Source organism: Acidiphilium sp. C61 (assembly GCF_905116885.1).
Lineage (GTDB): Bacteria > Pseudomonadota > Alphaproteobacteria > Acetobacterales > Acetobacteraceae > Acidiphilium.
This window is the reverse complement of sequence record NZ_CAJHNI010000005.1, coordinates 250,093-268,336: the sequence shown is the minus strand read 5'-3', so window position 1 is coordinate 268,336 and position 18,244 is coordinate 250,093. Positions and strand designations below refer to the sequence as shown.

Sequence of the window (18,244 nt, the reverse complement as noted above, 5' to 3'; positions counted from 1 at the left end):
GAGAGATCGACTTAGAGTGCTACGACTAAGACCTGCCCAGGAGGCGGTCGTCATAGCGTCGGGCCGATATCCCGGATCGGGTGGCCAGCGAACCATCCCGACAGTGTCGCCATCGCGCCGGGCTCAAGCAGATGCGTGAAGACGAGCGCCAAGCGCCTCTTCGGCCGCGAGACCGCGACATAGAATAGGTTGCGGTAACGCTCATAGGCCGCCGTTCTAGTGCCGATCAGGCCAGGGTTCCCAGCCATCTTAAGATAAAGGTTGAAGTCGTACTCGTTCCAGCCGCGCCCGAACACGACGAGGACATTTTCGAACTGGTCACCCTTCACCCCATGCTTGGTTTCAAACGGCGAGTGACCGTCGAGATATTCGCAGAGCGCGATGATCTCTTGGTAGGACACTGCGTGAAGCGCATGGAGCTCCTTGACGCGTCCAGTCAGCGGCTCGCCGCCCGCAAGCGCGTCCGCAAGCGCTCTCTGCTGACGCACGACCACGTCTGAGAGGATCGGCAGGCCCGTGGAGGACAGATGCCCGATCACGTCGCCGACCGTGCCCGTGTCACGAAGTTCGCAGAGCCGCTTCATGGCGTCCGCCCACCTGGCCTTGTCGGCCGGCCCGTTCATCACTGGACGCTCGGCATCAATCGCTTCGAACATCTTGCCGAACCGCTTGGCGAGGTAGGCCCGCGCCGCCGGTTCAAGATGCTCGTGGAAGTACGCGATGACCTCGTTGGCCTTACGCGTGAAGGAGTCGTTGAACGCGAAGACGGTCCGCATCGAGCCGTAGCCCATCTCCGTCGCAAGCGCCCGGTGGGTGAGCATCAGGACCTTCGTGTTGCCGGCAAAATCCCAGCCAACGCTCTCGAGCTCCGCGCGGACATTCCTGAGCGCTCGCGCGGCTTCGGCCGCAGGGAGATCACCCTGCCAGTGGTTCGCCGTGAGCCGTGCCCCGCCCCATCCGTTAGTATGAAAGACGTGAACTTCGCCCGGCGCAGCCGGGTCCTTCACCGCCTGCGCGAGTTCCGGGCGGATCAAGTTTAAGCTGTCGACGATTGGCTTCGGGCTGCGGAAGTTCGCCTTCTTGTCGATGCGCTTCAGCGCGTCGTGTGTGATCGAGCCGCAGCCATCGCCATAGATCTTCTGCCAGTGGTCACCGAAGAAGCCGAATTGCGGCGCGTGCGGCTTGCCAATGAACTGGTCCTTGAGACATTCGACGAGGTCGGCGTTCGTGTCCTGGTACTCGTCCACGAGGATGATCGGGAAGCGCGACGCCACCGCGTTGCGAAACTTCGCGGACTGCATCAGCTCGATAAACACCGGAAAGATGTCGTCGTGGTGGAGGTTCGCAGTGCCATCTTCGATGGAGCGCCGGCCGAGCGCGTACCCAACCGCCGTGATGTTCGCGGCGTCGAGTTCTTCGACGCGATCTGCCCAGCCCGGCAGCGTGCGGACGAGCTCGCGAAGCCGTTTCTGAAACGGGCTGACGAGCATCCACGCGAACGCGTGGGTCGTGTCGCAGTAGATCACCGGATCGCCGTCGGTCTGCGCGATGATCATATCCCGCGCAACGTTGGTGTAGGTCACGCAGGCGACTTGCTGGTGCGTGCGTTGAAGCTCCCGCTTCCGGTCCTTCAAGATGTAGCGAAGCGCAGCGATCAGCGAGTAGGTCTTACCTGCGCCAGCGCCTGCCTCGAACACGAAGCTCGACCCGTCGTCGAGGCAGCCTTTCAGCGTTTCCCATGCGACGGCGGCGGCGGCCTCGGCTGGATTGGGTTGAGAGGCCTTGCTCACTCTGGTGCACCGGAGGTTGGCGTGCCGGTGAGCGCATCAATCGCATTGACGGCCTGCGCCTTGGCGCCGAGCGCCACGACAGGATTAGCGACAGCGGCGTTGCTCGCGGCGAGCCAGCGCACGCCCTCTTCAATGTATCGAGGCGTGACCCAGTCGGTTTTCTCAATCGCGTAGGTCAGCGCGAACCTCGACTTCTTCTGCTTCGCGGCCTTGTCCTGGGCGGCTTTCGCAAGCGCGTCATTCGTCGCGCCGGTGATGCCGAAGAAGGTCTGGTTCGCGAGAATGAACGCGTCTTCGAACGTCCGGCCACACGGCCCGCCCGACGCTTCCGGCACCTGATATGCGAGGCGCAGACTGCTACGGGTCTTCGCAGCATTGTCGGCCGCCAATGCCGTCGACAAAGGGAACAAGGTCGCCCCATCCGCGACTTCTTCCTCGTCGTCGTCAGCAGTCTCGGCGGCGGCCGTTTCTGCCGTCGCGGGCGCTGGGATCGCCGGAGCCGCTTGCGGCGCGGCTACAGGCTTTGTGGCAGGTTCCTCGGCAAGCGGTTCGGGCACCGGGGGCGCAGCTTCGGCCGTTTTGAACCAGTACTTGATGCAGGAATTGCTCGTGGTCTCCCCCTCGTGGACGAGGCAAGCTTCGAGCTTCTTTTTGGCGTTGCGTTTGACGGCATCGAGATCGGTGATGATCAGACTGCGCAGGTCCAGGAATTCGAGGAGCGGAATGAAGAGCTGTGCATAGGCCCCGCCAACCTCCATGATCGTGATGTATTGGCTGCCAAGATTCAGTGACGGATCGACAGCATCGAGGGCGCGCATCACTTGCGGCAACATCAGTCGCTCCGTCGTCCCCTCAATCAGCACCGCCTTATCTGCGAAGAAGAGGTCGCAGCGTGTCAGCGTCAGGTACTGGTGCAGGAAGTCAGAGACAGGGCCCTTCAATCCGGCGAGGTCGCTGCTGAGGTCCTTGACCTGAGCGTAGCGCACGCCAACCGGCTGATCCATCGACGTGACGGCGAAATAGCGGATCGTGTCGAAGCGGGCCTCGTTCGCGACGTGCGGCGAGTGCGTCGAGACGACGAATTGCACCGGCCACGAGACGTGCTCGCCCTCCAAGGCGCAGAGCTTTTTGACGATCTCCGGCAACTGCCGGATGAAGACCTCCTGCATCTGCGGATGGAGGTGGGCTTCGGGTTCTTCGATCACGATGAGCTGCAAGCCAGGCGCGTTAGTATGCGCCCGATACTCGCGGAAGAAGCCAACGATCTTGAGGAGGATGTAGAGAAGGTTGCGATACCCGAGCCCGTTGTAGGACTCTGGTAGCTGCACGCCACTGTAACCGGCGTACTGAACCTTCGTGAAGTTGGACAGAAGCTTGCCGACTTCGAGCTTCGTCTCCGGCTGCAGCGGCACGTTGTCCAGACCCGGATACCCGAAATACTCAATCGCAGGCATGAGCTTCGCGAGCTCCTTCTTGAAATCCGTGTCAATGCCCGACTGGATTTCCTCGACGGCCTTCTTGAGCCCGTCGGCGATATTCTTTTGGGAGCCGTCCGCCGTCGAGACGGACGCGCTCTGGAATAGGCCTTCAAGCACCTTTGCCAGCACGTCGGTGTCACGGCCACCCGTGCCGTCGAGCGCACGCTGCGCGTTCACAAAGCCGAGCGACAGCAGGCTTGTGACAGCCTTCGGCGTCACGTCGCGCGTGTCCGTCGGGTCCTGCGGGTCCTCGGCCCACATCCGCGTCGTGAATAGCGTCGGCACGCGGTCGGCCAAGCTGCGGAAGAGCGCCAGGCGATCCTCGTCGGAGTGTGCTTCGTCAGTCCCTTGCAGGACGGTTTCCTCGTGCCCCTCGAACAAAGTTGCAATCCGGCCATCGGCGAGGCTCCGCGAGCACACGATGATGGCCTCCGTGCAGTTAACGTCGGTATCTATGACGAAGTCGCGGAGCGGGCCGAACTCGGGAACTGTCGGGTCGAAGCTCACGTGAAGCCGCAGATCGATTGACGGCACGAGCGCGCGAACCTCTTCGACGTCAGCACCTTTTAGGTGCGCGCGGTGCGCCGCGCAGAATTTGTCGTAGCAAGCGCTCGAAAAGTCCTCGATCTCGAACGTGCTACGTTCCGAGAGGAATTTGCGGATGATGTCGGAGAGCGAGGTCTTTCCGCAGTTGTTGCGTCCGACCACGACCGTGGTCTCGTCTTCAAGCTGCAGAGAAATATCGTGCAGCAAGCGGAAGTTCTTTATTTTTATTGCCTTTATCTTCACGTAGCCGCCCCATCCGAAAAATTTTCTCCGTGGCTAATTTACACTCGGCATGCAGCTAGCGGTAGTATGGAATTGAAGGGGAAGCCTTCCCCTGCGCTCGCTGCACTCTTGGGAGCGGATGCGCGAAACGTCCGCAGAGAGTCAGATCCGGCCGGTCAGGACTGGGGCCTGAATGTCAGCTTTCCCGTCGTGGCGTCCGAAAGCCGACCGTCGCAAATCCGCCCAATGCGGCGGTGAGCAGCACCAAAACTCGACTCTGCAATCAGCACGCGGTCCATTTCCAAGCTACCCGGAGTCGAAGCCGTACACCACCCCGCTCCCAGTAGCGCTGATCCTTGGTCCGACCCCGGGCCTGACGCCATCAACCCGTAAAGGGTCCGCTACGCGAGCGTGCGGCCTCTTCGGCTTCGCCTGCGGTGATTGCGGCCCTGGGCCGGACACATCGGGCGCCTGTCGCGCGGGGATGGTCCCCGCCTCCAAGACAGGAGCCGGAACGATGTCTCAAGCCCTTTCGATCGCTCACGCCCGCGGCTGGAACCTCGCCACCACGTTGATGGTCTGCATCACGGTCTTTCACGCCGGCAACGGCGAATACGGCGTTATGCCGTCGGCAGAATACGACGGCGACCCGGCCACGATCATTCATGAATTCGATCCCTTTCAATTCTGAAGGGGCGCCGGTCACACCAGGCGGCGACGGAAATCCCATCCAGATTTCCGCTGCTGCCTTCGTCACTTTCGGCTATACTCGCCAGTGCGCCGTGGTGGTGGTGGAAGGCGCGCCCGTTCGACCCTTGTCACGGAGACCACCACCATGATCGTCATCGGCATCCTATTCGGCATCGTCGGCATCGGCTTCCTCTGCTGGCTGCTGTTTTCGCTCGCCGTCTATGCACTTCCCTTCTTCGCGGCGGTTTCCGCCGGCTTGTGGGCCTATCACGGTGACGCCGGGCCGATCGGGGCCATCTTTGTCGGCATTCTGGCCGGCGGTGTCACCTTGGTCGCTGGCCAGTACGTCTTTGTATTCGCACGATCCACCTGGATACGGGTCGCGGTCGCACTGTTGTTCGCGGCGCCCGCGGCGCTGGCCGGCTACCACGCCACGCTCGGCCTCACGAAACTGACCATGCCGTCCGGAGCTTGGCAGATCGCGTTCTCGATCGTTGGGGCCATAGCTGTCGGCGTCACAGCCTGGACGCGCATGGCATTGCCCCCCGCTCACCCGACATAGGGCATCATCAGGGGCTGAACGCAGCCGGGACCACGGGCAGGTCCGATGCAGGGTGACACCGTCAAGGCAGACCGGTCGTCGCCGATGCAGGTCGATGATCGGGCATTGGCGGGAACCGCCAAGGCAAGACCGAGATCGCGGTACAGTCGGTGATCCCCTTGGACGAGGCGGCATTGTCGGTGCGTTACCGATAAATCGCTGATGCCTTCAACGTTGTCTTTCGGTGGCGAGGTGATAGCCGCAGGCCGATGGCGGAACAGGTCTGAACTCAGGTCCGTTTGCCCAGACGTGCCGAAGCGCTCTCGGTGGCCGGTGTCCGCCAGGTTCTTCCTTGATTGGTCGCTGTCAGGGCGCACCTGCCCCATACGGCCTCTCCAATGGCTGGATCTGACCGAAGGACGGCTTCGCCTCGACCGCCTATGCCGCAATGTCGCCCGGCGACTTTCTTCCCCTGGGGGACCACCCCACGCGAAAGATCGCGCGGGAACCCCGGCCCGCCCATTCCTCGCGAGGCAAGAAACTCTCCGGGCTGACATCCTCCGCTGCGCTGCGGCCCGCAAGCGGGTGCGGCGTCGGTCGCCTCCGGTCTGTCGATCGCCATCGAGGCCGCGATGGGCGCGGGCTCGAGAACAGCGAACAAGGAGAATTACCATGGCGAACATCGGCACCTTCAAGAAATCCGGCACCGACTATCTGGGCGAAATCGTCACCCTCAGCGTTCAGACCAAGAACGTCCGCATCGTCCCCGAGGCCACCCGCGCCAGCGACAACGCCCCGAGCCACCGCATCTTCGTCGGCCGCGCCGAGATCGGCGCCGCCTGGTCCAAGCGCTCCGCCGAGAACCGCGACTATCTCTCGGTCAAGCTCGACGATCCCAGCTTCAACGCGCCGATCTACGCCAACCTCTTCGACGACGAGGACGGCGACGGCTTCACCCTCATCTGGTCCCGCGGCCGCAAGGCCAACGGCGACTGAGGTCAGCCAGCGACGCCCCGCTCGGGAAACCGGGCGGGGCTTCTTTTCTGCCAGGAAGACTATGACGCCGACGAGCCTTCAGGGTCGGCAAGGTCGCCACCAACCTCGAAGTCTTCGTCGAGGAGATCGGCAGGCTTCACACCGACGGCCTGAGATGCATGCCAAAGCGTCAGGAGCGTGACGTTCTGCTGGCCCCGCTCCATACTGCTCACATGTGCTCGATCCACGCCCATTCGGACAGCGACGGCCTCTTGGCTGAGGCCGGCTTGCGTGCGAAATCGGCGAAGATTCTCTCCGAACACCTGTCGAATATCCATCCACAGGATGGACACCAATCGCGTATTTTGGCGCTACGTATTATAATACGCGGCGCTCTCGCCGAGCCGTTCCGCCAGCCGCGCCTTTCAGGCTCGACGTCCCAGTTTCGCAAGCATTCTCCGTCAACACGGGTAAATCCTCGGGAAGACCATGCCATCTCCTCCGGCCCCCCCTATCGCTGAAACCGCCCCGACCAGCGCGCAGGTGACTGACTACGACCGGGCGCATCTGCCGACCTATCTCCGATTGCTCGATGCGACGTCCGAGGGAGCCCCCTGGGAGGAGGTCGCGCGAGTCGTGCTCGATCTCGATCCCGCGTTGGAACCGGACCGTGCCCGGCGCGCTCATGAAACGCACCTGGCACGCGCACGCTGGCTTACCGAGCACGGCTACCGCGATCTGCTGCGCTCGGCGCGCTGACGGCGGGGTTCAACGGCCACCGCGTCAGTCTTTCATCCGACGCGTGCTCCCGGCTTTGCGGATTTCCTGAAAATCGCCGATCCGGATTGGGCATGGCCCAATGCCGGCGGCCGGTCTGCACATCGCGCCACCAAAAGCCCAGATTAGATATCTACTGGCCCAGGCATCCCGTGATCCCTCGCAAGGAGACGTGCAATGTCAACGGAGGATTGGCGGTCGCCCGCCGCCTATCAATACGCCGCCACGATGGAGCCCGCGAGCCTCGCCTGGGAGTTCCTACGTCGCAACCCAGACTACCGAAACGCCTACAAAGCTGCACCAATTCAAGCCGATGACGGGACCGATGGTCCCGGCCGGCGCTGGGGGTTGCGATTTCCTTGCCGATCCAAATTGGCGCGCTGATCAATCACCGGTTTTCTGGCGGTCCGACGAACTGGCGTCGGTCATTGTCCTGACGGCCGCACCCGCCAGCGCAGCGACACCATCAGTTTCGTTGGCGGATTTTCCCAGCGACAGTGTGCGGCGCGATGCCGACGACGGCACGCACGTCATGATCAAAGACGACGGGATCAATCATCAGCTCTGGCTGATTGATCCGCCCAGCGGCGCGATGCCTATGGCCGCGCTCATCCCGCTGGACGCCACTGCCCCACAACGCACCGACGCGGCGCTGCGCTTCTGGCGGTTCATCGCGCACGGGAGACCACGAACGCCGCCCGCCCCCCTCCGTAAAGGCGAGCGTTTGATCGCGGCCTTGCGTGCCCTCGACGGGCACCTGGCGGGCGCCAGTTACCGGGCCATCGCCGAAGCGCTCTTCGACCCGACCCGCCTCGCCGCCGAGTCCTGGAAGACCGCATCCCTCCGCGACACGGTCATCCGCCTGGTGCGCACCGGCATCACCACGATGCGCGGTGACTATCGCAATCTCCTGGGTCCGCGCCGGCCCGATTGATCGTGCGAGGCCCGAGATCGCCGGTCCCGCGGGGGTGGCGAATTCGGCACCCCCCATCTTCACCATCCCCCTACGCGGCAACCCTTCGCCACCGTGATCGCAGACGGCCGCCGATAACCGGCGGCCTTCCCCGACAACACGGAGGCCACCGATGTCCGCAGCGATCCCCCAGCTCCCGCCACGCTATTTGCGCACGCCCGAAGCCGCGCGGTTCCTTGGCCTCTCCGGGCGGACGCTCGAAAAGCACCGCACCTATGGCACTGGCCCGCGCTATTCGAAGCTCGGCGGGCGCGTCGTCTACAACTTCGAAGATCTGCAGGCGTGGGTGGCGCGGGGCGCCAAGGCGTCGACATCCGACCCTGGCGTGGGCGAGGTGCTTCCCGCCAAGCGCCACGCAGCTGTCTCGCCGGCTTATGCCGGCCAGACACGCCGCTGACCTCCCCGGCAGCTCCCCTCATGTCGACGCGACATTGCACCGGATCGGAACGCGAGCAGCTCGAACTGTTCCGCGCGCTCCCCGGCGATCTCGCGCCTCGCGATGCGCAGGACCTCATGGCTTATCCCTTTTTCAGTCTCGCCAAATCCCACCGTTCGACTCCGATCGACTTCCGTTCGGGCGATGTTGCAATCCGCGTCGAGGCTGTCCCCGAACATGGCATGGCCACGATCTGGGACGCCGACGTTCTGATCTGGGCCGCTTCCCAGATCGTCGAGGCGCGCGACGCCGGCTTGCGCACGTCGCGCCTGATGGCGGCGACGCCCTACGAGATACTCAATTTCACCGGGCGCGGGACATCGCTGCGTGACTATCAGCGCCTGAAGGCGGCGCTCGACCGGCTGCAATCGACGACGGTCGCTACATCTCTACGGCAACCGGCCGAGCGGCGGATGCACCGCTTCTCCTGGATCAACGAATGGACGGAACGCGCCGACGGCCACGGTCATCCCGGCGGTATCGAGCTTATCGTCCCCGACTGGTTCTACCGTGCCGTTCTCGACGATGCGCTCGTCCTCACCATCGACCGCGCGTATTTCGACCTGACCGGCGGCATGGAGCGCTGGCTTTACCGCATTGTCCGCAAGCACGGCGGCCATCAGCGGAACGGCTGGCGCTTCGATTTCCGCCATCTCCATCTGAAGTCCGGCAGCCTGTCGCCGTTCAAGCGCTTTGCTTTCGAGCTGCGGGACATCATCCGCCGCCAGCCGCTGCCGGGATACACGCTCTTCGTTGAAGTCGAAATCAGCGGCCGCACCCTGCTCGCCTTCGAGCCGGCAGCCTGTGGACAACCTGTGGATAGCGTCGTGCTATCGGGAACCGGCGCTATCGTGCCATCAGGAACCCGACCCTCGTGCTATCGGGAACCGGAATCGGTCATAAGTCACGAGCGCAAAAGCGAAATTCGCGCCCTTAACTTAGAGTCTAACCAAGATTCTAACCTTCTAGTAGTTGGCGGCGGGGAAACTCGATCCGAACCGCGGCCTGCCGGGAAGGAAAAGGGGCGCTATCGGGACGGGGGAGAGCGACCGCCGGTCCAAGCTGCGGGTCCGACGCACCCGTTCCCAACCAAGTCCGGAGGCGCGTCGTGATCGTCGCGCTCCTCAATCAGAAGGGTGGCGTCGGCAAGACCACGCTGGCGCTTCATCTCGCCGGCCAGTGGGCTCGTGAAGGCCGCCGCGTCACCCTCATCGATGCCGACCCGCAGGGCTCGGCCCTCGATTGGTCCGAGCAGCGGGCAAAGGAAGGGCTGCCGAGGCTGTTCGGCGTCATCGGCCTGGCGCGCGACACGCTTCATCGCGAAGCGCCCGAACTTGCCCGCGACGCCGATCACATCGTCATCGACGGGCCGCCGCGTGTCGCCGGGCTGATGCGCTCGGCGTTGCTCGCCGCCGATCTCGTCCTGATCCCCGCGCAGCCTTCGCCGTTCGACGGCTGGGCTTCGGGCGAGACGCTGAAGCTGATCGACGAGGCGCGCATTTTCCGGCCGCAACTCGCCGCGCGCTTTGTCCTCAATCGATGCGCCGCGCGCACCGTCATCGCGCGGGAGACCGCCGAATCGTTGGCCGATCACCAGCCGCCGGTCCTCAAGGTCACGATTGGACAGCGCGTCGCCTTTGCCGATAGCGCGCGTACAGGTCGGCTTGTCGCCGACCTCGGCGCAAACAGTCCGGCCACGCGCGAGATCGCAGCACTCGCCGCCGAGATCGCGAGGATCGGCCGATGACCGAGCGTCAATCGAAGCGCGGCTTCGCCTCCCGTCCCGGTGACGCCGAGAGCTGGATCAAAGCGCCGGACATACCGGCCGGTTGTCCGGCGAAGGCCGACGCTTTCACAGCTCGGCTCACCATCGACGTCACGCCCGGCTTGCGCGGCCGCATCAAGGTCGCCGCTTTCCGGCGCGGCGTCACCGTCGCCGACATGCTGCGCGAGCTGCTGGCGCGCGAATTTCCCGACTCTGGAGACGCATCATGACCGACCACGCGCAGTCCGCAGCGAATCGGCAAGATTCGCATGCCGGCCGCTTGTCCGACAGCCTCACGCAAGTCGAACTGACCTGGTACGAGAAGAGGATCGAGAACTGGATCCGCTTCGGCGATTACGTCGAAGAGAAAATCCTCGACCGCCGCCGCCGCACCCTCGGCTTTCGAAGCGGCACCGTCTTCGCGTTCGTGCGCTGGTCTGCCAACGACTTCGGAACCGTCAGTTCGCGCATCGATATCGTGCGCGCCGTCGCCGCGCGTGAATCCTATCAGACGCTTCCCTTCGTCCGTCCCGGCGGCGAAATCATGCTGCACATCGATGGCTGGCCGAAGGTCGAGCGCGTGCTTCAGGCCATCGATGCCGTGGAAGCGATGGGCGTTGAACCGGCCGACATCGCGCCGGATCATTGGCGCCATGTCCACAGCCGCCTGACCGTCGGGCACGAACCGCGGCCCTATACGCGCGCGCAGCACGATGCGTGGCTGTTGCGCCGGAGGGCGCAGCCATGACCCGCGTCGGATGGGTTATGGCCACCTATTTTTCGGCGATGGCGACCGTGGGCGTCGCGTTCGTCAAGCCTCTTCCCAGGCTCATCTGGAACGCCAGCGCGAGCACCCCGATCGGCCTCTACGCCGTGCGGCCACCAGGCGCGCTACGCGACACCGAACTTGTCGCCGTCATGCCGCCGGAACCCATCGCGAGCTTCCTCGCCGATGGCGGCTACCTGCCGCGCGGCGTGCCCTTGATGAAACGTGTCCTGGCGCTGCCGGGACAGAGCGTGTGCCGGCATGGGCTCCGCATCACCATCGACCGTGTCGAGGTCGGCGAAGCGCAAGCCCGCGACCGGCGCGGACGCGATCTCCCTGACTGGCAAGGCTGTCGGACCGTTGCCGCTGGCGACGTTTTCCTGATGAACCCCGGCGTGCCCGACAGTCTGGACGGCCGGTATTTCGGCCCGCTTCCAGCCAGCTCGATCGTCGGTCGCGCGGTTCCTCTTTGGACCGATGAAGGAGACGACGGCCGCTTTGTTTGGCGTGCCGCGACGCACTGAGACCACCGCAACCCTGCAACGGAAAGGATGTCCAAATGGCCCACATCGGGAATTTCACCCGCACCCAAGACGGCTATTGCGGCCGGCTGCGTACGCTCACCATCGATGTCGAACTCGCCCTCGTTCCGGCCAATGCCGGGGACGGCGAGAACGCGCCGGACTTTCGGGTTCACGTAGGCGACAGCGCCGATGGCCCCGAGGTCGGCGCCGCTTGGAAGCGCACCGGCGAGAAGGCCGGAGCGTATGTCTCGTTGCTGATCGACGATCCAGCCTTCACTCAGCCCATCCGCGCGAATTTGTTCCAGGCTGAAGCGAAGGGATCGAGTTTCAATCTGCTCTGGAACCGCCCGGCGAAACGCGATGAGCGAGGGTGACCCATGCACACGACAACTCATCGTGCAGCCCAGCAGCCGCTGGTCCGCTCACGTCGGATCGGCAACCGATTGCGCGCCCGTCCAACAGCCATTGCAACCGCCATCATCGTGATGATGGGCATGGCGGGCAGCACGCCCTTCGCGTCCCCGGCATTCGCACAGGGCAACGCCGCATCTGTCGCGCGCGCCTCCGATCCCTTCACGGCGTTCGTCGCGGAGGCGTCACAGCGGTTCGGGATTCCCGTGTCCTGGATCAGCGCCGTCATGCATGCCGAGAGCGGGGACGATGTCCACGCCCTCTCTCCGAAAGGCGCGATGGGCCTAATGCAGATCATGCCGGCGACATGGGCGAGCCTTCGCGCTCGTCACGGACTCGGCGCCAATCCCTACGATCCGCACGACAATATTCTGGCGGGTGCGGCCTTTCTCCGAGAGCTGCACGATCGCTACGGATCGCCGGGCTTTCTCGCCGCCTACAACGCCGGACCCGGTCGGTATGAGGAGCATTTGGCGACAGGCCGACAGCTTCCGAACGAAACGCGAGCCTATGTCGCCGCGATTGCACCGCTGATCGGTGAAGGGCGGATCGAGGACGCGATGGCAATCGCTTCGGTCGCGCGTTCCTGGACCGAGGGGCCGATCTTTGTCGGACAGGACCAAGGCGCTCCGAGTGTCGATGATGCGTCGGCATCGGTGCGTCCAAACCGTTCACCAAGCTCCGGTCGCATCGTCGATATGTCGGCTCTCGTGCCGCGTTCCGACAGCCTCTTCGTGCGAGTCTCTGCTCGGGAGCTGCCCCGGTGAGCGATGGCGCATTTCTTCGGGCGCTGGCGGACTGCATCGTGGGTTTGACGATGGAGGGGGGTGGACAGGGAAACACGACCAGACGACGGCAAGATAAAAGCGGCTCTCCGGTCGGCATCCAAGCCCTTGAACGGGCTTGTCTTTCTCCGTGCCGGGCGGTCGGGTCGCGTGCCGCTCCGGGACATAAGTTCAGTAATATCAATGGAAATAGCGGCACCATCCGCTTTTCGCGCCTGGGATTCTGCGGATGAGCGGCTCCGGCGACGATTTCCGCGTTCGGCCTGGCCGCATCCGCAGCACCCGCGCCGGCAAGTCCAAGAGTTTCATCAACCAGGTGCTGCGCGCCGCCAAGAAGGCAGGCCACACGCCCTCAGCGAATGGAGCCGGAAAGCGGACAGGCGTCGGCCGCTCGACCTTCGGGCGCGGCCGGCTTGCCTTCAGTCGCAACCGGCTGTTCACGAACAGCAGGCGGGTTGCCGTGACGGCCCGTGTTGCGCGCCACCAGGGACGGGCCTTCCGCTCCGCGCCTATGTCGGCGCATGTCGCCTATCTGAAGCGCGAGGGCGTGACGCGTGACGGCGAGAAGGCGCGGATGTTCGATGCCGAGACCGACCGCGTCGATGATGCCGGATTTGCCGATCGAACGAAGGATGACCGGCATCACTTCCGCTTCATCGTCTCACCCGAAGACGCCGCCGAGATGACCGATCTCCGAGCTTTCACGCGAGACCTCGCGCGGCAGATGGAAGCCGACCTTGGGACCAGGCTCGATTGGATCGCCGTCGACCATTGGAACACCGACAACCCGCACGTCCATCTATTGGTGCGCGGCGTCGATGAGACCGGCCAGGACCTCGTGATCTCCCGCGACTATATCAGCCGCGGCTTGCGCTCCCGGGCCGAGGAGCTTGTATCGATCGAACTCGGTCCGAAGCCCGAGCATGAAATCCGCTCCGCGCTTGAGCGCGATGTCGGCGCCGAGCGCTGGACCCGGCTCGACGCCGAGATACGCATGGCCGCCGACGAGACAGGGTACATCGATCTCCGGCCGGAGCATCCGGGCGCGGCCGATCCGGAGACCCGCCGGCTCATGATCGGCCGGCTCCAGCATCTGGAAACAATGGGGCTCGCCGCGCCCGCTGGCCCCGGCGAATGGATGGTCGGGCTCGAAGCTGAACGAAGCCTCCGCGATCTCGGCATGCGCGGCGATATCATCAAAACCATGCACCGCGCCCTCACCGACAATGGCTTCGAGCGCGGCGTCGCCGACTATGTCATCGACACGGGTGCGGCGACGTCGCCGATTATCGGCCGGCTCGTGGACAAAGGCCTGCACGACGAACTAACCGGGGAAGCCTACGCCGTGATCGACGGCACGGATGGCCGCGCTCACCACGTGCGGTTTCGGGATACCGAAGCCTTCGCCCATGCCCCGCCCATCGGTGGCATCGTCGAGGTGCGCCGGTTCGGTGGCGCCGATGACCAGCGGCCGACATTGTTGCTGGCGAACCGATCCGACATCGACCTTGCCCGCCAGGTCACCGCGCCGGGCGCCACCTGGCTCGATCACCGGCTGGTCGAGCGTCAGCCGTTGCCGCTTTCGATGGGCGGGTTCGGCGGCGAGGTTCGGGAAGCCATGACCGCTCGCGCTGAACACCTTGCCGGTGAGGGCTTCGCTCGCCGGCAAGGCCAGCGCATCGTTTTGCAGCGCGATCTGCTCGACACGCTGCGACGCAGCGAGCTCAGCGCAGTCGGCACCAGGCTGTCGGCCGAGACCGGCCTGCCATATCGACAGACCGCCGCGGGCGAGCAAGTTGCCGGAACCTATCGTCAGAGCCTCACGCTCACCTCCGGCAGGTTCGCCATGATCGACAACGGCCTGGGTTTCCAGCTCGTCCCGTGGTCGCCGCCGTTAGAGAAGCAGCTTGGCCGGCATGTGTCAGGCGTAGCGCGGGACGGCGGCGGGATCGAATGGGGATTCGGGCGCAAGCGGGAACTTGGATTATAGCCGACGCTCGAAAACCCAAGGGGTGGCAGGCGCAGCTTTGCCCGAGGCCGCATTGCCGCCGACGCAACAGATCACGATGGCACCCAAATCGCGTCATCGGGCTGCCGGGCGTCGCCAAAAGCGCGCCGCTCTTCTGGCGGCAGACTACCGACCCAGGCCGCCATAAATGCGTCCAGCCGATCATGCCGGCTGCCTGGCACCGTTGCCTTCAGCTTCGCTTCGAGAGCCTGCGGTTCCCATCCCGTACGAGCCGAGACCGCAAAGAGCTGATCTCGATATCCCTGTTCCGATGACTTGTGCTCGCACGCGGGAAGCAAAGCGCGGACAATGGCGAACGGATACACCTCGATGACCTCGGCGTGGAGCTCGTCATTCAGCAAGGCGAAAAGTCTGAAACCAAAGAGCATCCAAATCTTATTTGCATGCGGAAGAGTTGCAGCCGTGCCGCCAAGGCTCAAATGGTCGATGCACTTCTCACGGATGCCTGCCCAGGCAGTCGCCACAGGCGTTCGGAAGGAGGACAGGCCAAGACGTCCAAGTTCGACTTCCGACGCTCGCGAGCCTTTTGCGGGCGGCGCAGCAGGAGCATCGACGGCGATCCTTTCGACTTTCCATCCCATCTCATCTCGGATACGCGCGATTGCGCTCACGACGCCGCGCGCCGACTGCTCAAAGGGCGCGGCCGCGATGATTTCCCTGTTGCCGACGCCACGAGGAATAAGCCCCGCGAGGTGCTTCGGGATTGTCAGTGGCATCAGCGGATAGTCCGCTGCCACCACGCAGAGCGGCAACCGCTTGCCAACGGCACACGCAACGTCGATCCCGATGAAAACTGAAGATGATGGCAAGGAACAACCTCGGAAGCCCGGTCACACGCTAAACTGTTTCACCGCGGAGCGCATCCAAACGGCCGCATGCTGTCTGGCCACCTGAAATAGCTCGACGGATCCCGTGGCCGATCATGGCCACTGCCAGCCGCGCCGCGATCTTCTTACGATAATCCCTGTTTCTGCCCGCCACCGCGCCCGAACCTACGATCCCTGACGGCAATGACTTGCAACCCTTGGCGCCCACGCACGACCTTGACGGTATTTGCTGTCGAGGAACCCGAACTTGTCCGCCACCAAAATCCTATGGGGCCAGATCATCGTCGTCTTCCTGATCGTGCTCTTCACGATCTGGGCCGCGACAGAGTGGACGGCGTGGAGGCTCGGCTTCCAGCCTGAACTCGGGCAACCGTGGTTCGAGCTGGCGCGTGGCGTGCCGGTGTATCTCCCACCAGCCTTCTTTTGGTGGTGGTACGCCTATGATGCCTACGCGCCGCCGGTCTTCGTGGAGGGCGCCTACATCGCCGCGTCCGGTGGCTTCATCTCGATCGCCGTCGCCATCGGCATGTCCGTCTGGCGTGCCCGCGAGGCGAAGAACATCGAGACCTATGGTTCGGCCCGCTGGGCGACGCCAGTCGAGATCAAGGGCGCGGGGCTGCTGGGGTCGGACGGCGTCGTGCTCGGAAAGCTTGATCGCGAGTATCTCCGCCATGATGGTCCGGAGCACGTGCTCTGCTTCGCCCCCACGCGGTCCGGCAAGGGCGTGGGCCTCGTCGTCCCCTCGCTGCTGACCTGGCCGGGCTCCGCTATCGTCCACGACATCAAGGGCGAGAACTGGACACTCACTGCCGGCTTCCGTGCCTTACATGGCCGCGTGCTGCTGTTCGACCCCACCAATTCGGCCTCCGCCGCCTACAACCCGTTGCTCGAGGTTCGCCGCGGCGAATGGGAAGTCCGCGATGTCCAGAACGTCGCCGACGTGCTCGTCGATCCGGAAGGCTCGCTTGAGCGCCGCAACCATTGGGAGAAGACCAGCCACTCGCTGCTGGTCGGCGCCATCCTGCATGTCCTCTATGCCGAGGCGGACAAGACCCTGGCCGGCGTCGCGGCCTTCCTCTCCGATCCCAGGCGACCGATCGAAACGACGCTCCAGGCGATGATGACCACGCCCCATCTGGGCGACGCGGGAACGCATCCCGTGGTGGCATCCACCGCGCGGGAGCTTCTGAACAAATCCGACAATGAACGATCCGGCGTGTTGTCGACCGCCATGTCGTTCCTCGGCCTCTATCGCGACCCCGTCGTGGCGCAGGTCACGCGCCGTTGCGACTGGCGCATCTCCGACCTGATCGCGGACGCGCGCCCCGCGACGCTCTATCTCGTCGTACCGCCGTCCGACATCAGCCGCACCAAGCCGTTGATCCGCCTGGTGCTGAACCAGATCGGCCGACGCCTGACCGAAGACCTGCATGCCAAAAATCGTCGGCATCGCGTGCTGCTCATGCTCGACGAGTTTCCAGCACTCGGCCGACTCGACTTCTTCGAGAGCGCCTTGGCCTTCATGGCCGGCTACGGCCTCAAGGCATTTCTGATCGCCCAGTCACTGAACCAGATCGAGAAAGCCTACGGCGCGAACAATTCGATCCTCGACAACTGCCATGTCCGCGTCAGCTTCGCGACCAATGACGAGCGCACGGCCAAGCGCGTGTCGGACGCGCTCGGCACTGCCACTGAGATGAAGGCCATGAAGAACTACGCCGGGCATCGGCTTTCGCCCTGGCTCGGTCATCTGATGGTCTCGCGGTCCGAAACTGCGCGGCCATTGCTCACGCCCGGTGAGGTGATGCAGCTCCCGCCCGCCGACGAGATCGTCATGCTGGCGGGAACGCCACCGATCCGGGCGAAGAAGGCTCGGTATTTCGAGGACACGCGGCTGATCGAGCGCGTTCTGCCGCCGCCGACGCTTGCGAGCAAACCGGCCCCATCCAAGCCCGACAATTGGTCCGCGCTCGCCCCACAAAAACCATCGGCGGCGATGCTCGCCGAGTTCGCAAAAGCCGAGGACATGGCGAACGGCGGCGTGCGGCGTGAACCCGAACTTCCCGACCATGTGGCGATCGTGAGGGAAACGACGAATGCCCCCGCGCATGAGGAATTCGCCGTCATCGACGATGAAGCTGAAGACGCCGCGCGCCAGGCCCGGGTCCTCCGCCAACAAATGCGAGGTCTCGCGCGACAGGCATCGCTCGACCCAGCGGATGGACTCGAACTTTGAAAGACAGCCGATGCGCGACCGGATGAATGTCTATTTCCCGCCGGCTCTGTTGAAGCAGATCGCGGATCTTGCCGACCGCAAAGGGCTATCGCGCTCGGCGATTGTCGAGGCCGCCGTCGCGTCCTTCCTGTCGCCCGATGGCGCGGATCGGCGTGAAGCCGCCTTCACCCGCCGCCTCGATCGGCTGTCCCGCCAGGTGCAAAGGCTTGAGCGAAATGTCGGCATCTCGACCGAAACTCTGGCGCTATTCGTGCGATTTTGGCTGACCATCACGCCGCCCCTGCCGAGCGACGCGCAGGCCGCCGCGCAGGTAAAGGGCCGCGAGCGCTATGAGGGGTTCATCGAGGCGCTCGGGCGCCGCCTGCAGAAAGGGCAAAGTCTTCTGCAGGAAATTCCCAATGACATCGCAGGAATCACGACGCCAGAGCCATTGGAAGATTCAACAGACGGCGAGTAAGTTTTACCCGAACGGC

General features: G+C 64.2%; 21 protein-coding genes. 17 read left to right on the top strand and 4 right to left on the bottom strand.

Translation table 11 applies throughout. The features are described from left to right. Window positions 1-50 precede the first annotated feature (50 nt). Together HUW10_RS04130 and HUW10_RS04125 are read right to left on the bottom strand one after the other, a co-directional pair. Complete coding sequence (locus HUW10_RS04130; RefSeq protein WP_174502343.1) at window positions 51-1,790, bottom strand: UvrD-helicase domain-containing protein; 1,740 nt, start codon at window positions 1,788-1,790, stop codon at window positions 51-53. Then, window positions 1,787-4,057, bottom strand: a complete 2,271-nt coding sequence (locus tag HUW10_RS04125) for an ATP-dependent endonuclease (RefSeq protein WP_174502342.1) — start codon at window positions 4,055-4,057, stop codon at window positions 1,787-1,789. The genes HUW10_RS04130 and HUW10_RS04125 overlap by 4 nt, the downstream gene beginning before the upstream one ends. A 496-nt stretch (window positions 4,058-4,553) precedes the next feature. Here HUW10_RS04125 and HUW10_RS04120 point away from each other — a divergent pair, with 496 nt between their 5' ends. The 3 genes from HUW10_RS04120 (at window position 4,554) to HUW10_RS04110 (ending at window position 6,263) form a co-directional block, all read left to right on the top strand. Beyond that, window positions 4,554-4,727, top strand: coding sequence for a hypothetical protein (locus HUW10_RS04120; RefSeq protein ID WP_174502341.1), 174 nt, complete (start codon window positions 4,554-4,556; stop codon window positions 4,725-4,727). Between the two features lie 144 nt (window positions 4,728-4,871). Further along, on the top strand, window positions 4,872-5,288 hold the full coding sequence (locus tag HUW10_RS04115; protein WP_174502340.1) for a hypothetical protein: 417 nt from the start codon (window positions 4,872-4,874) through the stop codon (window positions 5,286-5,288). 651 nt (window positions 5,289-5,939) lie between these two features. Beyond that, on the top strand, window positions 5,940-6,263 hold the full coding sequence (locus HUW10_RS04110; protein WP_174502339.1) for a DUF736 domain-containing protein: 324 nt from the start codon (window positions 5,940-5,942) through the stop codon (window positions 6,261-6,263). 59 nt (window positions 6,264-6,322) lie between these two features. Here HUW10_RS04110 and HUW10_RS04105 read toward each other — a convergent pair whose 3' ends face one another. Then, entirely contained in the window at window positions 6,323-6,580 is a 258-nt protein-coding gene (locus HUW10_RS04105) for a helix-turn-helix domain-containing protein (RefSeq protein ID WP_174502338.1), read from the bottom strand. Between the two features lie 151 nt (window positions 6,581-6,731). On the opposite strand from HUW10_RS04105, the gene HUW10_RS04100 reads away from it, so the two are divergent. The 12 genes from HUW10_RS04100 (at window position 6,732) to HUW10_RS04050 (ending at window position 14,669) form a co-directional block, all read left to right on the top strand. After that, the gene (locus HUW10_RS04100; RefSeq protein ID WP_174502337.1) at window positions 6,732-7,001 is read left to right on the top strand and encodes a DNA -binding domain-containing protein; all 270 of its coding nucleotides are present in this window, start codon (window positions 6,732-6,734) and stop codon (window positions 6,999-7,001) included. A gap of 195 nt (window positions 7,002-7,196) precedes the next feature. Then, a complete protein-coding gene (locus tag HUW10_RS18655) occupies window positions 7,197-7,403 on the top strand; it encodes a transcriptional regulator domain-containing protein (RefSeq protein ID WP_371808614.1) in 207 nt (68 codons plus the stop codon). Further along, a complete protein-coding gene (locus HUW10_RS04095; protein WP_174502336.1) occupies window positions 7,345-7,953 on the top strand; it encodes a DUF2285 domain-containing protein in 609 nt (202 codons plus the stop codon). Before HUW10_RS18655 ends, HUW10_RS04095 begins: the two co-directional genes overlap by 59 nt. A gap of 151 nt (window positions 7,954-8,104) precedes the next feature. Then, window positions 8,105-8,389, top strand: coding sequence for an AlpA family transcriptional regulator (locus HUW10_RS04090; protein WP_174502335.1), 285 nt, complete (start codon window positions 8,105-8,107; stop codon window positions 8,387-8,389). Window positions 8,390-8,409: 20 nt separating this feature from the next. Continuing rightward, complete coding sequence (locus HUW10_RS04085) at window positions 8,410-9,540, top strand: replication initiator protein A (RefSeq protein ID WP_174502334.1); 1,131 nt, start codon at window positions 8,410-8,412, stop codon at window positions 9,538-9,540. Beyond that, entirely contained in the window at window positions 9,537-10,175 is a 639-nt protein-coding gene (gene parA, locus HUW10_RS04080) for a ParA family partition ATPase (RefSeq protein ID WP_174502333.1), read from the top strand. The genes HUW10_RS04085 and parA overlap by 4 nt, the downstream gene beginning before the upstream one ends. After that, complete coding sequence (locus tag HUW10_RS04075; RefSeq protein ID WP_174502332.1) at window positions 10,172-10,423, top strand: hypothetical protein; 252 nt, start codon at window positions 10,172-10,174, stop codon at window positions 10,421-10,423. The genes parA and HUW10_RS04075 overlap by 4 nt, the downstream gene beginning before the upstream one ends. After that, window positions 10,420-10,941, top strand: coding sequence for a DUF2840 domain-containing protein (locus HUW10_RS04070; RefSeq protein WP_174502331.1), 522 nt, complete (start codon window positions 10,420-10,422; stop codon window positions 10,939-10,941). Before HUW10_RS04075 ends, HUW10_RS04070 begins: the two co-directional genes overlap by 4 nt. After that, window positions 10,938-11,483, top strand: a complete 546-nt coding sequence (locus HUW10_RS04065; RefSeq protein ID WP_174502330.1) for a S26 family signal peptidase — start codon at window positions 10,938-10,940, stop codon at window positions 11,481-11,483. Before HUW10_RS04070 ends, HUW10_RS04065 begins: the two co-directional genes overlap by 4 nt. A 35-nt stretch (window positions 11,484-11,518) precedes the next feature. Continuing rightward, window positions 11,519-11,857, top strand: coding sequence for a DUF736 domain-containing protein (locus tag HUW10_RS04060; protein ID WP_174502329.1), 339 nt, complete (start codon window positions 11,519-11,521; stop codon window positions 11,855-11,857). Window positions 11,858-11,977: 120 nt separating this feature from the next. Further along, window positions 11,978-12,661, top strand: coding sequence for a lytic transglycosylase domain-containing protein (locus tag HUW10_RS04055; RefSeq protein WP_236656195.1), 684 nt, complete (start codon window positions 11,978-11,980; stop codon window positions 12,659-12,661). Between the two features lie 247 nt (window positions 12,662-12,908). After that, window positions 12,909-14,669 carry a DUF3363 domain-containing protein gene (locus HUW10_RS04050; protein WP_174502328.1) on the top strand — a complete coding sequence of 587 codons (1,761 nt, stop codon included), beginning with the start codon at window positions 12,909-12,911 and terminating at the stop codon, window positions 14,667-14,669. A 71-nt stretch (window positions 14,670-14,740) separates the two neighbouring features. Here HUW10_RS04050 and HUW10_RS04045 read toward each other — a convergent pair whose 3' ends face one another. After that, a complete protein-coding gene (locus tag HUW10_RS04045) occupies window positions 14,741-15,424 on the bottom strand; it encodes a DUF429 domain-containing protein (protein WP_174502327.1) in 684 nt (227 codons plus the stop codon). Window positions 15,425-15,782: 358 nt separating this feature from the next. Here HUW10_RS04045 and HUW10_RS04040 point away from each other — a divergent pair, with 358 nt between their 5' ends. Together HUW10_RS04040 and HUW10_RS04035 are read left to right on the top strand one after the other, a co-directional pair. Beyond that, window positions 15,783-17,771: a conjugal transfer protein TraG gene (locus HUW10_RS04040; protein ID WP_174502326.1), complete on the top strand. Its 1,989-nt coding sequence runs from the start codon at window positions 15,783-15,785 to the stop codon at window positions 17,769-17,771. Window positions 17,772-17,781: 10 nt separating this feature from the next. Next, entirely contained in the window at window positions 17,782-18,228 is a 447-nt protein-coding gene (locus HUW10_RS04035) for a CopG family transcriptional regulator (protein ID WP_174502325.1), read from the top strand. Window positions 18,229-18,244: the final 16 nt, after the last annotated feature.